The organism is Streptomyces sp. NPDC097619 (assembly GCF_040302735.1).
GTDB lineage: Bacteria > Actinomycetota > Actinomycetes > Streptomycetales > Streptomycetaceae > Streptomyces.
Genome location: NZ_JBEOSD010000044.1, coordinates 38,146 through 54,506, shown reverse-complemented (window position 1 = coordinate 54,506; position 16,361 = coordinate 38,146). Strand labels below are relative to the sequence as shown.

14 protein-coding genes are annotated in these 16,361 nt (G+C 74.4%); 3 read left to right on the top strand and 11 right to left on the bottom strand.

Going from position 1 to position 16,361, the window contains the following annotated elements:
• Window positions 1–110: 110 nt before the first annotated feature.
• From cobT to ABTZ17_RS15110, 7 genes are all read right to left on the bottom strand, one after another.
• Entirely contained in the window at window positions 111–3,905 is a 3,795-nt protein-coding gene (gene cobT / locus ABTZ17_RS15140) for a nicotinate-nucleotide--dimethylbenzimidazole phosphoribosyltransferase (RefSeq protein ID WP_352196044.1), read from the bottom strand.
• Window positions 3,906–4,236: 331 nt separating this feature from the next.
• Window positions 4,237–5,469, bottom strand: a complete 1,233-nt coding sequence (gene cbiE / locus ABTZ17_RS15135) for a precorrin-6y C5,15-methyltransferase (decarboxylating) subunit CbiE (RefSeq protein WP_352196043.1) — start codon at window positions 5,467–5,469, stop codon at window positions 4,237–4,239.
• A gap of 332 nt (window positions 5,470–5,801) precedes the next feature.
• Window positions 5,802–6,446, bottom strand: a complete 645-nt coding sequence (locus tag ABTZ17_RS15130) for a GNAT family N-acetyltransferase (RefSeq protein ID WP_352196042.1) — start codon at window positions 6,444–6,446, stop codon at window positions 5,802–5,804.
• Window positions 6,447–6,637: 191 nt separating this feature from the next.
• Window positions 6,638–7,498, bottom strand: coding sequence for a MetQ/NlpA family ABC transporter substrate-binding protein (locus tag ABTZ17_RS15125; protein WP_352196041.1), 861 nt, complete (start codon window positions 7,496–7,498; stop codon window positions 6,638–6,640).
• Between the two features lie 80 nt (window positions 7,499–7,578).
• A complete protein-coding gene (locus ABTZ17_RS15120) occupies window positions 7,579–8,265 on the bottom strand; it encodes a methionine ABC transporter permease (RefSeq protein ID WP_352196040.1) in 687 nt (228 codons plus the stop codon).
• Complete coding sequence (locus ABTZ17_RS15115; protein WP_352196039.1) at window positions 8,262–9,320, bottom strand: methionine ABC transporter ATP-binding protein; 1,059 nt, start codon at window positions 9,318–9,320, stop codon at window positions 8,262–8,264. The genes ABTZ17_RS15120 and ABTZ17_RS15115 overlap by 4 nt, the downstream gene beginning before the upstream one ends.
• 361 nt (window positions 9,321–9,681) lie before the next feature.
• Entirely contained in the window at window positions 9,682–10,389 is a 708-nt protein-coding gene (locus ABTZ17_RS15110; protein ID WP_352196038.1) for an HAD family hydrolase, read from the bottom strand.
• Window positions 10,390–10,457: 68 nt separating this feature from the next.
• On the opposite strand from ABTZ17_RS15110, the gene ABTZ17_RS15105 reads away from it, so the two are divergent.
• Window positions 10,458–10,826, top strand: a complete 369-nt coding sequence (locus tag ABTZ17_RS15105) for a hypothetical protein (protein ID WP_352196037.1) — start codon at window positions 10,458–10,460, stop codon at window positions 10,824–10,826.
• A complete protein-coding gene (locus tag ABTZ17_RS15100; protein WP_352196036.1) occupies window positions 10,819–11,247 on the top strand; it encodes a hypothetical protein in 429 nt (142 codons plus the stop codon). Before ABTZ17_RS15105 ends, ABTZ17_RS15100 begins: the two co-directional genes overlap by 8 nt.
• Before the next feature lie 94 nt (window positions 11,248–11,341).
• Here ABTZ17_RS15100 and ABTZ17_RS15095 read toward each other — a convergent pair whose 3' ends face one another.
• The 3 genes from ABTZ17_RS15095 to ABTZ17_RS15085 all read right to left on the bottom strand — a co-directional run bounded on the left by ABTZ17_RS15095 (window position 11,342) and on the right by ABTZ17_RS15085 (window position 13,666).
• Window positions 11,342–11,839 carry a GNAT family N-acetyltransferase gene (locus ABTZ17_RS15095; protein WP_352196035.1) on the bottom strand — a complete coding sequence of 166 codons (498 nt, stop codon included), beginning with the start codon at window positions 11,837–11,839 and terminating at the stop codon, window positions 11,342–11,344.
• Window positions 11,840–11,876: 37 nt separating this feature from the next.
• Window positions 11,877–12,401: an RNA polymerase sigma factor gene (locus tag ABTZ17_RS15090; RefSeq protein WP_352196034.1), complete on the bottom strand. Its 525-nt coding sequence runs from the start codon at window positions 12,399–12,401 to the stop codon at window positions 11,877–11,879.
• A 101-nt stretch (window positions 12,402–12,502) separates the two neighbouring features.
• Window positions 12,503–13,666: a glycerophosphodiester phosphodiesterase gene (locus tag ABTZ17_RS15085; RefSeq protein ID WP_352196033.1), complete on the bottom strand. Its 1,164-nt coding sequence runs from the start codon at window positions 13,664–13,666 to the stop codon at window positions 12,503–12,505.
• Window positions 13,667–13,990: 324 nt separating this feature from the next.
• Between ABTZ17_RS15085 and ABTZ17_RS15080 the strand changes: the two genes are divergently transcribed.
• Complete coding sequence (locus ABTZ17_RS15080) at window positions 13,991–14,620, top strand: lysophospholipid acyltransferase family protein (protein WP_352196048.1); 630 nt, start codon at window positions 13,991–13,993, stop codon at window positions 14,618–14,620.
• A 115-nt stretch (window positions 14,621–14,735) separates the two neighbouring features.
• On the opposite strand, the gene ABTZ17_RS15075 is transcribed toward ABTZ17_RS15080, so the two are convergent.
• Window positions 14,736–16,220, bottom strand: coding sequence for a membrane-associated oxidoreductase (locus ABTZ17_RS15075; protein WP_352196032.1), 1,485 nt, complete (start codon window positions 16,218–16,220; stop codon window positions 14,736–14,738).
• Window positions 16,221–16,361 lie beyond the last annotated feature (141 nt).

The window sequence follows — 16,361 nt, the reverse complement described above, 5'->3', positions numbered from 1 at the left end:
TTCAGGAACACGGCGGCGTCGCGCAGGTTCGCCGCCAGCTTTCCGGGGGCCCCGGGCGTGCCCAGGTAGTCGGGTCCGGCCTGGTCCCGACCCCGACCGACGTCCCGGTACTACTTCTCGGTGACGCCGGCCGAGTCGAAGGTGGCGACCTCGTGCATGGCGCGGGCGGCGCTCTGGACCAGCGGGAGGGCCAGCAGGGCGCCGGTGCCCTCGCCGAGACGGAGGTCCAGGTCGACCAGGGGGCGCAGGCCCAGCTTGGTCAGGGCGGCCACGTGGCCCGGTTCGGCGCTGCGGTGGCCGGCGATGCAGGCGGACAGCGATTCGGGGGCGATGGCCCGGGCCACCAGGGCTGCGGCCCCGGCGCTCACGCCGTCGAGGACGACGGGGGTGCGCAGGGAGGCGCCGCCGAGGACCAGGCCGACCATCGCGGCGTGCTCCAGGCCGCCGACGGCCGCGAGGACGCCGATCGGGTCGGCCGGGTCCGGACGGTGCAACTCCAGGGCCCGCCGGACGACCTCGACCTTGTGGGCGTGGGTCTCGTCGTTGATGCCGGTGCCGCGACCGGTGACCTCGGCCGGGTCGGTGTCGGTGAACACCGAGATCAGGGCGGCGGACACGGTGGTGTTCGCGATGCCCATCTCGCCGGTGAGGAGGGCCTTGTTGCCGGCCGCGACCAGGTCGCGGGCGGTCTCGATGCCCACCTCGATGGCGGCGACGGCCTCGTCCCGGGTCATGGCCGGGCCGGTGGTCATGTCGGCGGTGCCGGGGCGCACCTTGCGGGGCAGCAGGCCGGTGCTCGCGGGCAGCTCGCCGGCGACGCCCACGTCGATCACGCAGACCTCGGCGCCGACCTGGTTGGCGAAGGCGTTGCAGACCGCGCCGCCGCCCAGGAAGTTGGCCACCATCTGCGAGGTGACCTCCTGGGGCCAGGGGGTGACGCCCTGGGCGTGCACCCCGTGGTCCCCGGCGAAGATCGCGACGGCGGCGGGCTCCGGGATCGGCGGCGGGCAGACCCGGGAGAGGCCGGACAGCTGCGCGGAGATGATCTCCAGCATGCCGAGGGCGCCCGCGGGCTTGGTCATGCGCTTCTGCCGCTCCCACGCCTCGCCGAGCGCCTTGGCGTCGAGCGGGCGGATCCCGGCGACGGTCTCCGCGAGCAGGTCGTGGGGCTCCTCGCCGGGCAGGGCGCGGCGGCCGTACGTCTCCTCGTGGACCACCCAGGACAGCGGGCGCCGCTTGGACCAGCCCGCCTGCATCAGCTCGGGCTCCTCCGGGAACTCGTCGACGTAGCCGACGCAGAGGTAGGCGACGACCTCCAGGTGCTCGGGCAGGCCGAGGGCACGGACCATCTCGCGCTCGTCGAAGAAGCTGACCCAGCCCACGCCCAGGCCCTCGGCGCGGGCGGCGAGCCACAGGTTCTCGACCGCGAGGGCGGAGGAGTACGGGGCCATCTGCGGCTGGGTGTGCCGGCCCAGGGTGTGCCGGCCGCCGCGGGTGGGGTCGGCGGTGACGACGATGTTGACCGGGGTGTCGAGGATGGCCTCGATCTTCAGTTCCTTGAACTGCTTGGCCCGGCCCTTGGGGAGGGACTTCGCGTACGCCTCGCGCTGGCGGGTGGCCAGTTCGTGCATGGTGCGGCGGGTCTCGGCGGAGCGGATGACCACGAAGTCCCAGGGCTGGGAGTGGCCGACGCTCGGGGCGGTGTGGGCCGCCTCAAGGACCCGCAGCAGCACCTCGTGCGGGATCGGGTCGGTGCGGAAGCCGTTGCGGATGTCGCGGCGCTCGCGCATCACGCGGAGCACGGCCTCGCGCTCGGCGTCGTCGTAGCCGGGGGCGGCGGGGCGTTGCTCCACGGGGGCGACGGGCGCGGTCTCCTCCGGGGCTTCCGGAACCTGCGCGGCCTCCGCGGCGGGGCCGTCGGCCCGTGGGTCCTCGACCGGCGGCGCCTCGGCGGCGGTCTCCGGTCCGGACGGCTCGACAGGGAGCTCGGTGGCGGCCGCGACGGGCTCGGCGGCCGGCTCGGACGGGGCGACGGGCTCGCCGTCCACGGCGGCCGGGGCGGCCTCCTGCTCGGCGGCCGGGGCGGCGGGCGCGGGCCCCTCGTCGGGGACCGGCTGCTGCTCGGGCGCGGCGACGGGCTCCACGGACTCGGCGGACTCGGCGACGACCGGTACGGCCACGGGCTCCGGGGCGGCGGGGGCGGCGGTGTCCTGCTCGGGCAGGTCGGCGGCGGGCTCGGCGACCGGCGCGGACACCGCGTCCACGGCGATCGGCTCGGCGGCGGCCGGAACCGGCTCGGTCACGGCGGCCGGCTCGGTCCCGGTCAGGGGCTCGACGACGGGCTCGGCCTGCGCCACGGGGGCGGCCTGCGCCACGGGCGCGGTCGGGGCCCCTTCGACCGGGGCGGCCGGAGCGGTCGGCGGCTGCGGGGGGACCGTGTCGGCGGCGGGGGCCAGCGGTTCGGCGACCATCACGGGACCGGCGACCGGTCCGTCGAAGGGTTCGGCGGGCACCATCGGCTCGGCGATCCGGACGGGCTCGGCCACCTGCAGCGGCTCGGCGGCCGGCTCGACCTCGGCGGGGGCCTCGGGGGCCTCGACGACGGGCGCGGGCTCGACGGCGGGCTCGACGGCGGCCGGGGCGGTGGGCGCGGTCTCCTCGGGCGTCGGATCGGCGTCTTCCACGTCTTCCACCACGGCGACGGCGACGACGGGGGCCGCCTCGGGCTCCGGGGCCGGGACGGCTTCCCGGGCCGGTTCGTCCGCCACCGGTCCGGGCGTCTCGACGACCACCGGCTCGGCGACCACGACGGCCTCGGGGGCCGCAGCGGCTTCGGGGGAGCCGGGCGTGAGGCGCTCGGCCGGGGCGGCCTCGGCGAGGGGGGCCTCGGGGGCTTCGACCGGCGGGCCGGGGACCGCTTCGGGTGCCTCGACGGACGGGGCCTCGGCCACAGGCTCGGAAGCCACGACGGTCGCGGCGACCGGCTCCTGTTCGGGGGCGGCGGCCGGCACGGTGTCGGTGGGCTGCGCGGCGACGTCCACCGGAGCCGCCGGCCCGGACGGGGCCTCGGGCAGGACGGCGGGCTCGTCCGCGAGCGCTTCGGGGGCGCCGGCCTCCGTCACGACCGCGTCCGCGACCGCTTCCGCCGGGACGGCTTCCGCGACGACCGCTTCCGTCACGACCGCTTCGGGGGCGACCGTTTCTGCGGGCGCCTCGGCGGGCGCCGGGACCGTCGGCGCCTCGACCACGACCGGGGCCGGTGCGGCCACCGCCTCCGCGGGCGCCTCCGCGACCGGGGGCTGCGGGGCGGCCGGGACCGGCTCCGCGCCCCAGGGGGCGCCGGCCTGCGGCGGGATCTCGCCCAGCTGCGGACCGGGCAGGACGCCCTCGGCTCCGGGGGCGTCCAGGTATTCGGGGCCGGTGGGGACGGCCTGGTGGAGCGGTACGGGACCGGCGGGGGCCACGGCGGGGCCGCGGTCGGCCAGGGAGCGGACCAGTCCGCCGGTCTCCGGCGTGGGCGGGCCCATGTGCAGGGGGCGGCGGGCCGGGGTGACGGGGGCGCCGGGGACGGCCCCCGGCAGGCGCACGCCACCGAAGTCCACGGCTCCGGAGTCGCGGCCGCCGGCCTCGTGGGCGCCGGAGTCCTGGGTGAACTCCTGGTAGGCCGCGTACTCCTGGGCGGCGAGGTCCTGCGGGAAGGGCGTGGGCGGCACCAGCTGCGGATCGCTCCAGGAGCCCTGCGCACTCGGCATGAGCAGCAGGTCCTCGTCCTCGTGGACGTCCACGGTGCCGGCGGGGTCCGCCGGATCGAGGTAGGTGTAGGCCGGCGGCACGGGGATGCCCGGCTGATCCACCAAGCCCGCGTTCTCCGGGAGACCCTCCGGAACCTGGCCGGTGTCAGTCATGCGTACCCCTCGCCCATCGGTCGTGCGTCTTCTAACAGCTCGCCGGGCGACCGCAAGCGGCACACCCAGCGCCCCTCATCCAGAACGAGCGTGTGCGCCGCGCGGCACGAACGCCCGCCGACAACAAGCATTGTCGCGCCCGTTCGCGGCCGGGACGGCCAGAACCGTCACGGCCCACTGTGGACTGCGCCACGTCGCGCGTCCTCCGGTCCCGCCGCACCGCGGAAGGTGCCCGGTCGGCGGGCGCTTCCGGTCCGGACGCCCCTGGACTCGTCACCACGGGATCACGGAAAGTACGACAATCCGCCAGCCTACCTCCCGGGGCGGACGGTCAGGTCCGGGGGGCGCGTTCGAGACGCTCGGCGGACAGCAGGAAGACCACGGAGCGTTCGCGCTCCCGCCAGCCCTCCGGATCGAGGTCCACGGACTGGAGCAGGGCGCATTCGAGGGCGTACCCGCCGTCGGTGAGGGCCCGTCCGAGGGCTTCGGCCTCGTCGCGGGTGGAGGCGTGGGCGACGATCCGTTCGGGGCGGCGGTCGGCGCAGGCCGTGGCGACCTCGGCCCCTCCCCCGCCGATCCGCACGACGTCCGGTTCGGGAAGGCTCTCCAGGACGTGCGGGGCGCGGCCGTGGACGGTCTGGAGCGGGAGGCCGCGCTGCCGGGCGAGGGCGGTGACCCGGGTGCACGCCTCCGGGTCGGCGTCGATGGCGATGACGGCCGCGCCGAAGGCGGCGGCGTCCACGGCGAAGGCGCCGCCGCCGGTGCCGATGTCCCAGACGAGGTCGCCGGGGCGGGGGCCGAGCCGGGCCAGTTGGGCGGCGCGCAGCGGGGCGCCCTCCCCTTCGGTGGCGGGCCGCGGTGCGGTGGGGTCGGGGCGGGCCCACCCGCGGGGGGCGGGGGCGGCGGGGCTGCCCGCGAGCCAGCCGCCGTCGGCGCCGTCGGGGGCGGGGCCGACGTTGCCCGCGCCGCCGATGACGATGACGACGTTGGGGTCGCGCCAGGTGTGGTCGGCGGCCTTGTCGGAGGTGAGGACGGTGACCTGTTCGCGGGCGGTGCCCAGTTCCTCGCAGATGACGAAGGTGCGGTGGACCCCGTCGAGGAGCAGGGCGAGTTCGGCGGGTCCGGCGCCCGGGGAGGTGAGGACGGCGACCTTGGGGTGGGCGCGGCAGACGTTGACGGCGCGGCGCAGGGTGCGGCGGTGGGCGACGACCACGCGGGCGTCGTCCCAGGGCATGCCGGCGCGGGCGAAGGCGGCGGCGACGGCGGAGACGGCGGGGACCACCTCGACTTCCAGGCCGTGTTCGGGGGCGCGGAGGGTGCGGACCACGCCGAAGAAGCCGGGGTCGCCGTCGGCGAGGACCACGGCGGTGCCCCGGTGGGCGGCGATGCGTCCGGCGGCCAGGCCGAGGCTGCCCAGGCGGACGCGTTCGGCGGCGTCGGGGATCTCGGCGAGTTCGAGGTGGTGGGCGGCTCCGGCGACCAGGGTGGCGGCGGAGAGCGCGGAGCGGGCGGCCGAGGTCAGGGGCGAGCCGTCCCAGCCGATCACCGTGACCCGGTCGGCCATCTCGTCGGTCTCCTGGGGGTCGGGGCCGGCAGTACGGGGGTGCCCGTGGATGCGCGGACACGGGTGAGCGTACCGGGTGCGGCGGGGTGTGGTCCGGACCTGCGGGTTCCGGCGGGGTCCGGGGACGGGCCGCGGGGGCGTCGATGGTCGGGGCCGGTGGTCGGCACCGGTGGGGCCCACCGATCCGCCCACCGATCGGGTGCCGCCCGTGACGACCCGGATCCTGCCCGCGGAGGATCCGGGAGCGGGGTGCGGGGCGGGACCGGCGAAGCGTTCCCCGGCGGGACCGGCGAAGCGTTTCCGCGGCGGCCGGGGAGGTCCGTGGCGGTGCGTCAGTTCCAGTCGGCGTAGCCGCCGTAGCCGATCTCGGCGAGCTGTCCGTCCAGCCCGTCCAGGCCGTCGAGGTCCTCGGGGAGCAGGCTCCACACGATCAGGTCGGTGCGGGTCTCGGTCCAGCCGCCGTCGGGGGTCTGCGTCCGCGCTATCCAGGCGTTGCGCAGGACCCCTTCGCTGATGCAGCCGATCTTCTGCGCGACCTGCTGGGAGGCGGTGTTGTCGGCGGCGGTGCGCAGTTCGATGCGTTCGAAGCCCTGGTCGCGGAAGAGCCATTGGGCGACGGCGAGGAGGGATTCGCCGGCGTAGCCCTCGCCGCGGGCCCAGGGGGCGGTGACGTAGCCGGCTTCGGCGGTGCGGCAGCGCCAGTCGGTGTTGCGCAGGTGGACCACGCCGACCAGACGCTGCGTCAGGAACTCGGTGACGGCGAACACGATGCCGCGGCCCTCGGCGCGTTCGGCGGGGGCCTGGTGGAGGGCCCAGGCGCGGGCGTCGGCGAGGGTGTACGGGTGGGGTACGGAGGTCCAGGCGGTGACGAGTTCGTCGTTCATCATCTCGGCGAGGGCGATGACGTCGGGCTCTTCGAAGGGGCGCAGCACCAGCCGGTCCGTGCTGATGGAGACGTCCGGGAAGGTGGTAGTCATGCGCAGCTCCATGCCTGAAGGCCGTTGGGGGCGGACCGATGCCCCTGGACGGACAGCATGCAGCATCGGCGGGGACCCGCGCATGGCCGGGTGCGGGGGCTCCGGACGGGCGGAGGCCCCGGTCCCTGACGGGACGCGGGGCCTCCGGGTTCCGGTCCGGCGGGTGGCCGGGCCGGACGGGGTGCCGTGGATCAGGCGGCGGGCTTGCCGAAGGCCGGGATGACCGAGCCGTCGTACTTGTCCTCGATGAACTTCTTGACCTCGGGGCTGTTCAGGAGCTCGGCGAGCTTCTTCACGCGCGGGTCGTTCTCGTTGCCGCGCTTGACGGCCAGGAAGTTGGCGTAGGGGTTGCCCTCGGCCTTCTCCTGGGCGAGCGCGTCCTCGGCCGGCTTGAGGTCGGCCTCCAGGGCGTAGTTGCCGTTGATGACGGCGGCGTCGACCTCGCCGAGGGCGCGGGGCAGGGTGGCGGCCTCCAGCTCCTTGAACTTCAGGCCCTTGGCGTCGGTGATGTCGGACAGCTTGGCGGTGGTGCCCACGCCGTCCTTCAGCTTGATGAGGCCGTTCTCGGCGAGGAGCTGGAGGGCGCGGCCCTCGTTGGTGTTGTCGTTGGGGACCGCGATGGTCTGGCCGGACGTGATGTCGGTGAGCTTCTTGGCCTTGCTGGAGTACAGGCCGAGGGGCTCCAGGTGCACGTTGACGACCGGGACGATGTCGGTGCCGTTCTTGGCGTTGAAGTCGTCCAGGTAGGGCTTGTGCTGGAAGTAGTTGGCGCCGACCGCGCCGTCCTGGGTGGCCTTGTTGGGCAGGACGTAGTCGGTGAACTCCTTGACCTGGAGGTTCAGACCGGCCTTGGCCGCCAGGTTGTCCTTGACGAACTTCAGGATGTCGGCGTGCGGGGTCGGGGAGGCCGCGACGATCAGCGGGGCGTCGGCGGCGGCGGTGCCGTCGGCCTTCTTCGCGCCGGGGTCCGAGGAGCTGCCGCAGGCGGTGAGGCCGAGGGCGAGGGCCGCGGAGGCGGCGACGACGGCGGTCAGCTTGATGTTCTTGCGCACGAAGAGTGCCTCTTTCTTGGTGGTGCGGATGTCGCCCGAGCACAACAAGTGCGGGCTGTGGGGGAGGGAAGTCGGTGGGGTCAGGCTGCCCGGCCGCGGCGGCCCAGCAGGCGCACCGCGCCGTCGCCGATCAGCTGGACGGCGGTGACGATCACGATGAGGATCACCACGGTGGCGAGCATGAAGCCGCCCTCGAAGCGCTGGTAGCCGTAGGTGATGGCGAGGCTTCCGAGGCCGTCGCCGCCGACGGCGCCGGCCAGGGCCGAGTAGCCGATGAGGGCGATGACGGTGGTGGTCAGGCCCGCGACCAGGGAGGGCAGGGCCTGCGGGAGCAGGACCTTGCCGACGATCGTGGGGATGCCGCCGCCCATGGACTCGGCCGCTTCGACCAGGCCGCCGTCCACTTCGCGGACCGAGGTCTCGACCAGGCGGGCGAAGAAGGGGATGGCGCCGATGGAGAGCGGGACGATCATGGCCGTGGGGCCGATGTAGGTGGCGGTGCCGGTCACCACTCCGATGACCCATTTGGTCACGGGGACCACCCAGATCAGCAGGATGATGAAGGGGAGGGAGCGGCCAGTGTTGACGACCACGCCCAGCACCTTGTTGAAGGGACGATTCTGCAGCAGGCCGCCCTTGTCGGTGAGGACCAGCAGGACGCCCAGCGGGATGCCGCCGATCACCGTGATGAGGCCGGCCCACAGGACCATGTAGAGGGTGTCGTACGTGCCCTGGGTGAGCAGGGGCTGCATCTCGGACCAGGTCACTTGGCACCTTCCTTGGTCAGCTCGGCGAGTTCGGCGTCGGGGTCGGCCGGATCGGCGTCCACGACGTCCACCTGGAGGCCCTGCTCGCGCAGGAAGCCGACCGGGACCACGTTCTCCTCGTAGCGGCCGGGGAGCTCGATCCGCATCCGGCCGACCTGGCGGCCGCCGACGGTGTCCATGGCGGCGCCGAGGATCGAGATGTCGATGTTGTACGTGCGGGACAGCTGGGAGATCACCGGCTGGGTGGCGGCGTCGCCGTGGAAGGTGACGTCGACCACGGTGCGGTCCGGGCCGCCCGCGCTGCCGCTGAGCGGGAAGAGCTCGGCGGCCAGGGCGGAGCCGGGGGTGGCCAGCAGTTCCTCGACGGTTCCGGTCTCCGTGATCCGACCCTTCTGCATCAGGGCGGCGGAGTCGCAGATGCTCTTGACCACGTCCATCTCGTGCGTGATGAGCAGGACCGTGAGGCCGAGCCGGCGGTTGAGGTCGCGCAGCAGCTGGAGGACGGAGCGGGTGGTCTCGGGGTCCAGGGCGCTGGTGGCCTCGTCGGAGAGCAGCACCTTGGGGTCGCCGGCCAGGGCGCGGGCGATGCCGACGCGCTGCTTCTGGCCGCCGGAGAGCTGGGCGGGGTAGGCCTTGGCCTTGTCGACGAGGCCGACCAGGTCGAGGAGTTCCAGGGCCTTGCGGGAGCGCTCGCGGCCGGAGATCCCGAGGATCTCCAGGGGCAGCTCCACGTTGCCCTGCACGGTGCGCGAGGACAGCAGGTTGAAGTGCTGGAAGACCATGCCGATGTGGCTGCGGGCCTGTCGGAGCCCCTTGGAGGCGCGGCGGCCGCCGCCGGCGAGGGCGGTGAGGTCCACCCCGTCCACGGTGACGGTGCCGGAGGTGGGGCGTTCCAGCAGGTTGACGCAGCGGATCAGCGAGGACTTGCCGGCGCCGCTCTGGCCGATGACGCCGAAGACCTCTCCCTCACGGACGTGCAGATCGACGCCGTCCAGGGCGGTGACCTCGCGGCCACGGGACTGGTAGACCTTCGTGAGGCCCGATGTGGTGATCACAGGGAATTCCGTCGCTGTCGAGTGCGCGGCGTGCGGTGCCGGGCACGGGGCAATCATCTGGGGACGCGATACGGGCTGAACCGGGAGGAAACGACGCGGTCAGCGCAGGCGTGGGGCAGGAGCAGATCCGGCGGAACGGACAGGCTCGCGGGTCTCGCTTCGGGGCGCGAGGCGCGGGGAGGGGGCCCTCAGAAGGCGCACATTCGACACATACAACGAGCACCGGGCGTCATCATCGCCTCGGTCGCAAGGGTGCGGCTGCTCGTCGTGGTCATGGGCCCAGTAAAGCAGACCGTCCGCCGCACCGATCAATGCTGTCCGGTATGCGGACGGATTCCGGCCGCATACCGGACAACACCGGTCACTCCGAAGGGGCTGTCCCGACCTCCAGACCACCGGCTGTGACCTGCACGGACACCGCCGAGAGGTCCCGCACGACACGGTCCGCGGACAGCTCCGCGGCGGGGTGCGTTGTGGTCAAGGCCACGGTCCGCATACCGGCCGCCCGACCGGCCGTGAGACCCGCCGGGGCGTCCTCGAACACCACGCAGCGGGCCGGGTCGGCCCCGAGCAGGCGCGCGGCCAGCAGGAAGGGCTCCGGGTCGGGCTTGCCCCGGGTGATGTCCTCCGCCGTGACCAGCACCGGCGGCCGGATGCCGGCCTCGCGCAGCCGGGCCTCGGCCAGCGGCCGGGTCGCCGAGGTCACCACCGCCCAGCCGTCCGCGGGCAGCCCCGCCAGCAGCTCGGCCGTCCCCGGCAGCACGGTGACCCCGCCCGCCACGTCCGCCAGTTCCAGGGCCTCGACCCGGGCCAGGGCCTCCGGCACCCGCTCCGCGGGCAGCAGGTCCGCGACGATCTCCGCGGCGGGCCGGCCGTGCAGCTCCACGCGGGCGAACTCCTCCGCGGTGATGCCGTGCTCCTGCGCCCAGCGGGTCCAGCACCGGTGCACCGACTCCATGGAGGAGACGAGCGTCCCGTCGTTGTCGAAGAGGAGGGCGTCGGCGGACAGGGCGCCGGGGGCGGGCGCGGCGGACTCGTGGGAGGCGGAGGAGCGGGGCGTGGAGGTCATGCCTTCCAGGAAAGCCCGTGCGCGGGGCTGCGCGCATCGGGTCTTTGGGCCCGTAATACCCTCGCACCATGATTGACGCCCTGACCGTCGCCACGGCCGTGGCCGCGCTCGCCCTCGCCGCGTGGTGCGGGTACGCGGCCTTCCGCGACCAGCCGACGAAGGACTGGCATTTCATCGGGATGGCCGTGGTCACCCTGCTGGCCCTGGTCCAGCTGGTGGTGGGCGTGGTCCGGCTCGCCCAGGGCGACAAGCCGCACGAGGGCGGCGTCATCTTCGTCGCCTACCTCATCGGGGCGCTGTGCGCCGTGCCCGCGGCCGGGCTGCTGTCCCTGAGCGAGCGCACCAAGTGGGGTTCGGTGACCGTGGCGGCCGGCGGGTTCGTCCTCGCCGTGCTCCAGGTCCGGCTGTACGACATCTGGGGAGGCGTCAGTGCCTGAGACCACCACCACCGCCGAGGGCACCGCCGACGGACCGAAGCGGCGCCTGGTCTCCGGGCCCGGGCTGCTGCTGGTCTGGCTGTACGGGGTCATGGTGGTCGGCGCGCTGTCGCGGTCGATCTACCAGATCTCCACCGAGTTCGACCGGGCCCCGCTGGCGTACTCCCTGTCGGCCCTGGCCGCGCTGGTGTACGCCTTCATCACCTACTCGCTGGTGCGGGGCGGGGAGAGGGCCCGCCGGGCCGCGTTCTTCTGCTGCGCCGCCGAGCTGGCCGGGGTGCTCGTGGTCGGGATCTGGACGCTGATCCGGCCGGAGTCCTTCCCCGACGCCACCGTCTGGTCCGACTTCGGGATGGGCTACCTCTTCATCCCCGTGATCCTGCCGGTCACCGGGATGGTGTGGCTGCGGACCCGCCGCTGACGGCGCCCCGCTCCCGTACGCGCCGGTGCCCGGCTCCGCCCGTCCTGCGGGGCGTGGAGCCGGGCACCGGCGCGTACGGGAGCGGTGACGGGGGTCAGGCGCTGACCACGTAGGAGGTCGCTTCCTTCTCCAGGACGATCACGCGGACGCCGTCGGCGCCGGTGCGGTCCCCGATCCGGGCGTACCCGGCCTTGCGGTACAGGCGGAGGTTGCTCTCGCTGCGCTCCCCGGTGAACAGCTGGAAGCGGGCGGTGCCGCCGCGGCCGGCGAGGGTCTCCTCGACCGCGCGCAGCAGCCGGGCGCCGAGGCCGTGGCCCTGGATGCGGGGGTGCACGCACAGCTTGCCGATCAGGGCGGTGCCGTCGGCGTCGAGGGTGCCGCGCACCGCGCCGACCACCTCGTCGCCCAGCCGGGCCACCAGCACACAGTCCGTCTCCAGTTCGGAGCGGACCGAGTCCAGGGACTGCACCAGGGGCTCGATGCGGTAGTTGCCGTAGAGCTCCGCCTCGCTCTGGAAGCAGAGGTACTGGAGTCTGAAGATCTGCTCGGCGTCTTCCGCTTCCGCCGCAGAGATGGTCACGCTCATGCCCATGTGCGCATGCCTCCCGCTCACCTGGTAGCCCGTCGGTCTACCGCTCCTTTCCCCGCAGTTCAGGAGCGGCAACCTCTGCCGCGAGCATTCTGCGCAGACATCCCAGGCATCGGGAACGGACGGGCCCCAAACTTCCTTGTGAGATACCCAACTCTCCTGCGATTTCACGGTAGGTGAGGTCCCGGGGCGACAGAAGTGCCTGGAGGAGCTCCGGGCAGCGTCCGGGCAGTCGGGCGACCGCCGAACGGAGGGACCGCCGGTCCTCCCGCTCCAGCGCGACGCCTTCCGGTCCGCCGCGGGACCCGTCCGGGGCGGGCTCGGGGTTCCGCCCGCTGGTGTAGGGGACCTCCCGCAGGGCCCGGCGGCGGGCGTCGCGGGCCTCGGCGCGGACCGCCCGGCGCAGCCAGCGGGCCGGTTCGGCGGGGCGGCCCGCGGCCGGGCCCCGCTCCAGCAGCCGGACCCAGACGGCCTGTTCCAGATCGGCGGCGTCCACTCCGGCGGCGGGCGCCTCGGCCGCCGCCTCCGCGGACAACAGCGGCCCCAGTTCGCTCATCACGTCCATGCCGGCCCTGACGCGCGGCCGCGGCCGCCCGGTTTCCCGGACGGCCGCGGCCCACCCGTACGGGTGGTTCCGGAGGTTCGCCCGCCTCCGGTCGGGTGCGCTCACCGCCCGGCGATCTCCGCGGCGGCGAGCAGGCCGGTGTCCGGCTGGTCGGTGAAGATGCCGTCGATGCCGGTGCGCAGGTAGGCGGAGAGGGCCCCGAAGGCGTCCCCGTAGGCGGCCGGATCGGTGCCCTTGCGGAACTCGGCGGGCAGGAAGGAGTTCTCGTTGCGCGCGGTGTAGGGGTGCAGCAGCAGCCCGCACGCGTGGGCGTCCGCGACCAGGGTGGTCGGCGAGGTCAGCCGGCCGGCCGCGTCCCGGGGGATGACCAGGTCCAGGGTGGGGCCGATGCCCTGGGCGAACCCGGCGAGCCGGCGCAACCCGGCCGGGGTGATCAGGTCGGCCACCGTGCGCGGGTCCCCGGCCACCGTGAAGTCCCAGGGGCGGGTGTTCGCCGCGCCCAGCAGGACCACCTTCGGGGCGTCCACCAGGCGGGCCAGCCGCTGGACGCTCGACGGCTCGAAGGACTGGAGGAAGACGGGGGCGTCCCGGCCGTCGCGTCCGTACCGGCGCAGCAGCCGGGCCAGCGGCTCCTCCAGGGGCAGCCCCAGACCCCGGAAGTAGGTGGGGTGCTTGGTCTCCACGTGCAGCCAGACCTCCCGGCCGCGGCGGCGCCCCTCGCGGCGGGCCCAGCGCAGCACCTCCTCGAAGGTCGGCACGGCCCAGCGGCCGTCGTACAGGGTGTTGCGCTGCCGGACCGCCGGGATCCGCTCCTTGGCCCGCAGGGTCTTCAGCTCGGCCAGCGTGAAGTCCTCGGTGAACCAGCCCGTCACGGACACCCCGTCCACGGACTTGGTGGTGCGCCGCCCGGCGAACTCGGGGCGGTCGGCGACGTCGGTGGTGCCGCCGATCTCGTTCTCGTGCCGGCACACCAGATGGCCGTCCTTGGTGGGCACGAGGTCCTGCTCGATCACGTGCGCCCCCAGGTCCAGCGCCAGCTGGTACGAGCCGAGGGTGTGCTCCGGCCGGTAGCCGCTGGCCCCGCGGTGCCCGATGACGGTGGGGACCGGCAGTCCCGGGTACCGCCGGCCGCCGCCCGGCCGGGCCGCCCCGCCGGTCGGGGCGGCGGCGGCCGGCGCCGCCCCCGGGCCCGCCGCGACCCCGCCCGCCGCCAGCACCGCTGCCGCGCCCAGTACGCTCCGTCGCGCCGTGCCGCCCTGTGTCATCGTGTGCACTCCGTCGTGTAGGCCATCGGCCGGACCCCCCGGCCGCCGCGGTCCGCGAGGGCCGGGGTCTCCGGCCGGGCGCGAGCCCGTGGGCGCAGCGATGGTAGGCAGCGGTGGCTGACGTCCACGCGATCCCGACCGGAACATGGCGCGAACACGCGTCAACACCGCGTATCCGTTCCGTGAACCCGATGTGCGTGCGGTGCCGACCCGCGAGTATCGTCCTCACCTGCACCGGCCTCGCCGGGTGCAGGCACCGCTCACGACGCCGGAGGGCTCACGTTGTTCCGTACCGCGTTCATCAAGGCCACTGTCGGACCGGTCATGCGCATGATGTTCCGCACCCGGGTCGAGGGCGTGGAGAACATCCCCGGGGACGGGCCCGTGATCCTGGCCGGAAACCACCTGACCTTCATCGACTCCATGATCCTGCCGCTGGTGTGCGACCGGACGGTGCACTTCATCGGCAAGGACGAGTACGTCACCGGCAAGGGACTCAAGGGCCGTCTGATGGCGTGGTTCTTCACCGGCGCCGGGATGATCCCGGTGGACCGGGACGGGGCCAACGGCGGGGTCGCCGCCCTGATGACCGGCCGTCGGATCCTGGAGGAGGGCAAGATCTTCGGGATCTACCCGGAGGGCACCCGCTCCCCCGACGGCCGCCTGTACCGGGGCCGGACCGGCATCGCCAGGCTGACGCTGATGACGGGCGCGCCGGTGGTGCCCTTCGCGATGATCGGTACGGACAAGCTGCAGCCCGGCGGCAAGGGGATGCCCCGGCCGGGCCGGGTCACCGTCCGCTTCGGCGAGGCGATGGAGTTCTCCCGCTACGAGGGCATGGACCGGGACCGGTACGTGCTGCGGGCGGTCACGGACTCGGTGATGGCCGAGGTCATGCGGCTGTCCGGGCAGGAGTACGTGGACATGTACGCCACGAAGGCCAAGGCCGCCTGACCGGCCGCCGCCCCGCGTCCTCCCCGGGCCCCCTCCCCCGTTTCCGGTTCCGTCCGGGGCGCGGGCGGGGGCCCGGTGTCGTTCCGGCCGGGGTCGACGGCCCGGTCCGCCGGCTTCAGGGGCGGAGGGAGCGGCTGACGCCCGCGGCGGTGGTCGTGGCCAGCACCCAGCCGGTGACGATGAGCAGGTAGGACAGCCACTGTTGCCAGCCCGTCGGGGCGAAGGCCCCCTCCTGGCCGAAGCCGATGATCGGCAGCATCAGGTCCAGGGTGTAGAAGAGCGGGTTGAACTCGGGGGCCTCCCCCGCCTTGAGCGGGGCGGGGTGCCGGAAGGCGAAGGCGAGGGTGCCGAGGAGCAGCAGTGCGCCGAGCCAGGCGGCGGCCCGCATCGGCCGGTATCCGTAGCCGACGGTGCTGTCCTGGAGGATCCCCCAGGCGCGGGCCGGGCGGGGCAGGGTCCGCCGGTGCACCCGCAGTTTGGCGAGGGAGACGGTGCGGGCGGCGGCCTCGTCGCCCACCGTCCGGTACGCGGCGGCCAGTTGCTCGTAGGCGTAGGGGACGTAGCCCGTGGCGTCCCGGGCGAGCAGGGGCAGCCGTTCCTCGGCGGGGACGTGCGGGGCGAGCAGCCGGTAGGTCAGCCCGTCGAGCTTGACCGCGCCGGGCCAGGCCGCCGGGGGCACGTGCAGCAGGTCGATCTGGCTGCGGCGCAGGTTGACGGTGCCCCGCACGGGGGCGGCTTCCCGCAGCCACAGCTCTCCGATGGCGCAGCTGCTGGCGCGCAGGGCGGTGCCGCCGGGTTTGGCGAGGTGGGCGAAGGACAGGTCGAGCTGGCCGGGGATGCGGGAGCCGGTGAGGTTGAGGGTGCCGCGGGCCCGCAGGCGGATGGCGCGCAGGTCGGTGCCGACGGACAGGGTCTCGGCGTGCAGGGCAGTGCCCTCGGGGGCTTCGAGCCGGGCGTCGTCGAGGTGGACCCGGCCGCCGACGGTGGTGGCGTTCAGGAGGAACCGGCCGTGGACGCGGAGGCGTTTGGCGCGGATGTCGGTGCCGACGGCGGCGTGGTTGAGGAGCAGGCTGGTGGGTTCCGAGCCGTGGACGGGGGGCCGGTCGGTGCCGGGGGTGCCGATGACGGCGTCGTTGAGGAAGACGCCTCCCGCGATCCGGGCGCCGGAGAGTTTCACCTGCCCGCCGATGCGGCAGCAGGACAGCCGCAGCATCACGTCCAGTTCGAGGTTGGAGGCGTCGAGTCCGGGGAGCAGGGAGTCGGTGAGGACGAGGGCCGGCATCCGGGCGGCGTGGAGCTGCGGGGTCTCCTCGAAGTGGCAGGCCCGCAGCCGGACCGGGGCGCTGATCTGCGCGAACTTCAGGTGCAGGGTGCCGGTGATCCGGGCCCCGGAGAGCTTGAGCCCGGCGGTGGCGCCCTCGCGGGTGGGGCCGTGGAGGAGCAGGGCGCGCAGCACTTCGGCGCGGACGGTGCGCTCCGGGCCCCAGGAGGCGCCGTCGGCGGGGTCCTCGTCGGGGTCGGTGCGGAAGTCCACGCCCGCGTCGTCCGGGAAGGCGTCGAGGACGCGGCGTTCCGCCGGGGTCAGGTCCGTGATCTCCACCGGGCGGATCGTGCCGTCGGGCCCGCGCGGCTGTCAACTCCCGTCCACACCCGTCACCCTGCCGGGCCGTCAGGGAACGACCGCCCCCGGCCGCGGCGGGTGCCGCGGCCGGGCGGACGGCCGGTCGGATCGTCGGCCGGG

Excerpts from the sequence above, each read along its gene's own strand:
- ABTZ17_RS15085 (WP_352196033.1), bottom strand. The coding sequence starts at position 13,666 with ATGACACAGGGCGGCACGGCGCGACGGAGCGTACTGGGCGCGGCAGCG.
- ABTZ17_RS15080 (WP_352196048.1), top strand. The coding sequence starts at position 13,991 with ATGCGCATGATGTTCCGCACCCGGGTCGAGGGCGTGGAGAACATCCCC.
- ABTZ17_RS15110 (WP_352196038.1), bottom strand. The coding sequence starts at position 10,389 with ATGACCTCCACGCCCCGCTCCTCCGCCTCCCACGAGTCCGCCGCGCCC.
- ABTZ17_RS15090 (WP_352196034.1), bottom strand. The coding sequence starts at position 12,401 with ATGGACGTGATGAGCGAACTGGGGCCGCTGTTGTCCGCGGAGGCGGCG.
- cobT (WP_352196044.1), bottom strand. The coding sequence starts at position 3,905 with ATGACTGACACCGGCCAGGTTCCGGAGGGTCTCCCGGAGAACGCGGGC.
- cbiE (WP_352196043.1), bottom strand. The coding sequence starts at position 5,469 with ATGGCCGACCGGGTCACGGTGATCGGCTGGGACGGCTCGCCCCTGACC.
- ABTZ17_RS15105 (WP_352196037.1), top strand. The coding sequence starts at position 10,458 with ATGATTGACGCCCTGACCGTCGCCACGGCCGTGGCCGCGCTCGCCCTC.
- ABTZ17_RS15095 (WP_352196035.1), bottom strand. The coding sequence starts at position 11,839 with ATGGGCATGAGCGTGACCATCTCTGCGGCGGAAGCGGAAGACGCCGAG.
- ABTZ17_RS15130 (WP_352196042.1), bottom strand. The coding sequence starts at position 6,446 with ATGACTACCACCTTCCCGGACGTCTCCATCAGCACGGACCGGCTGGTG.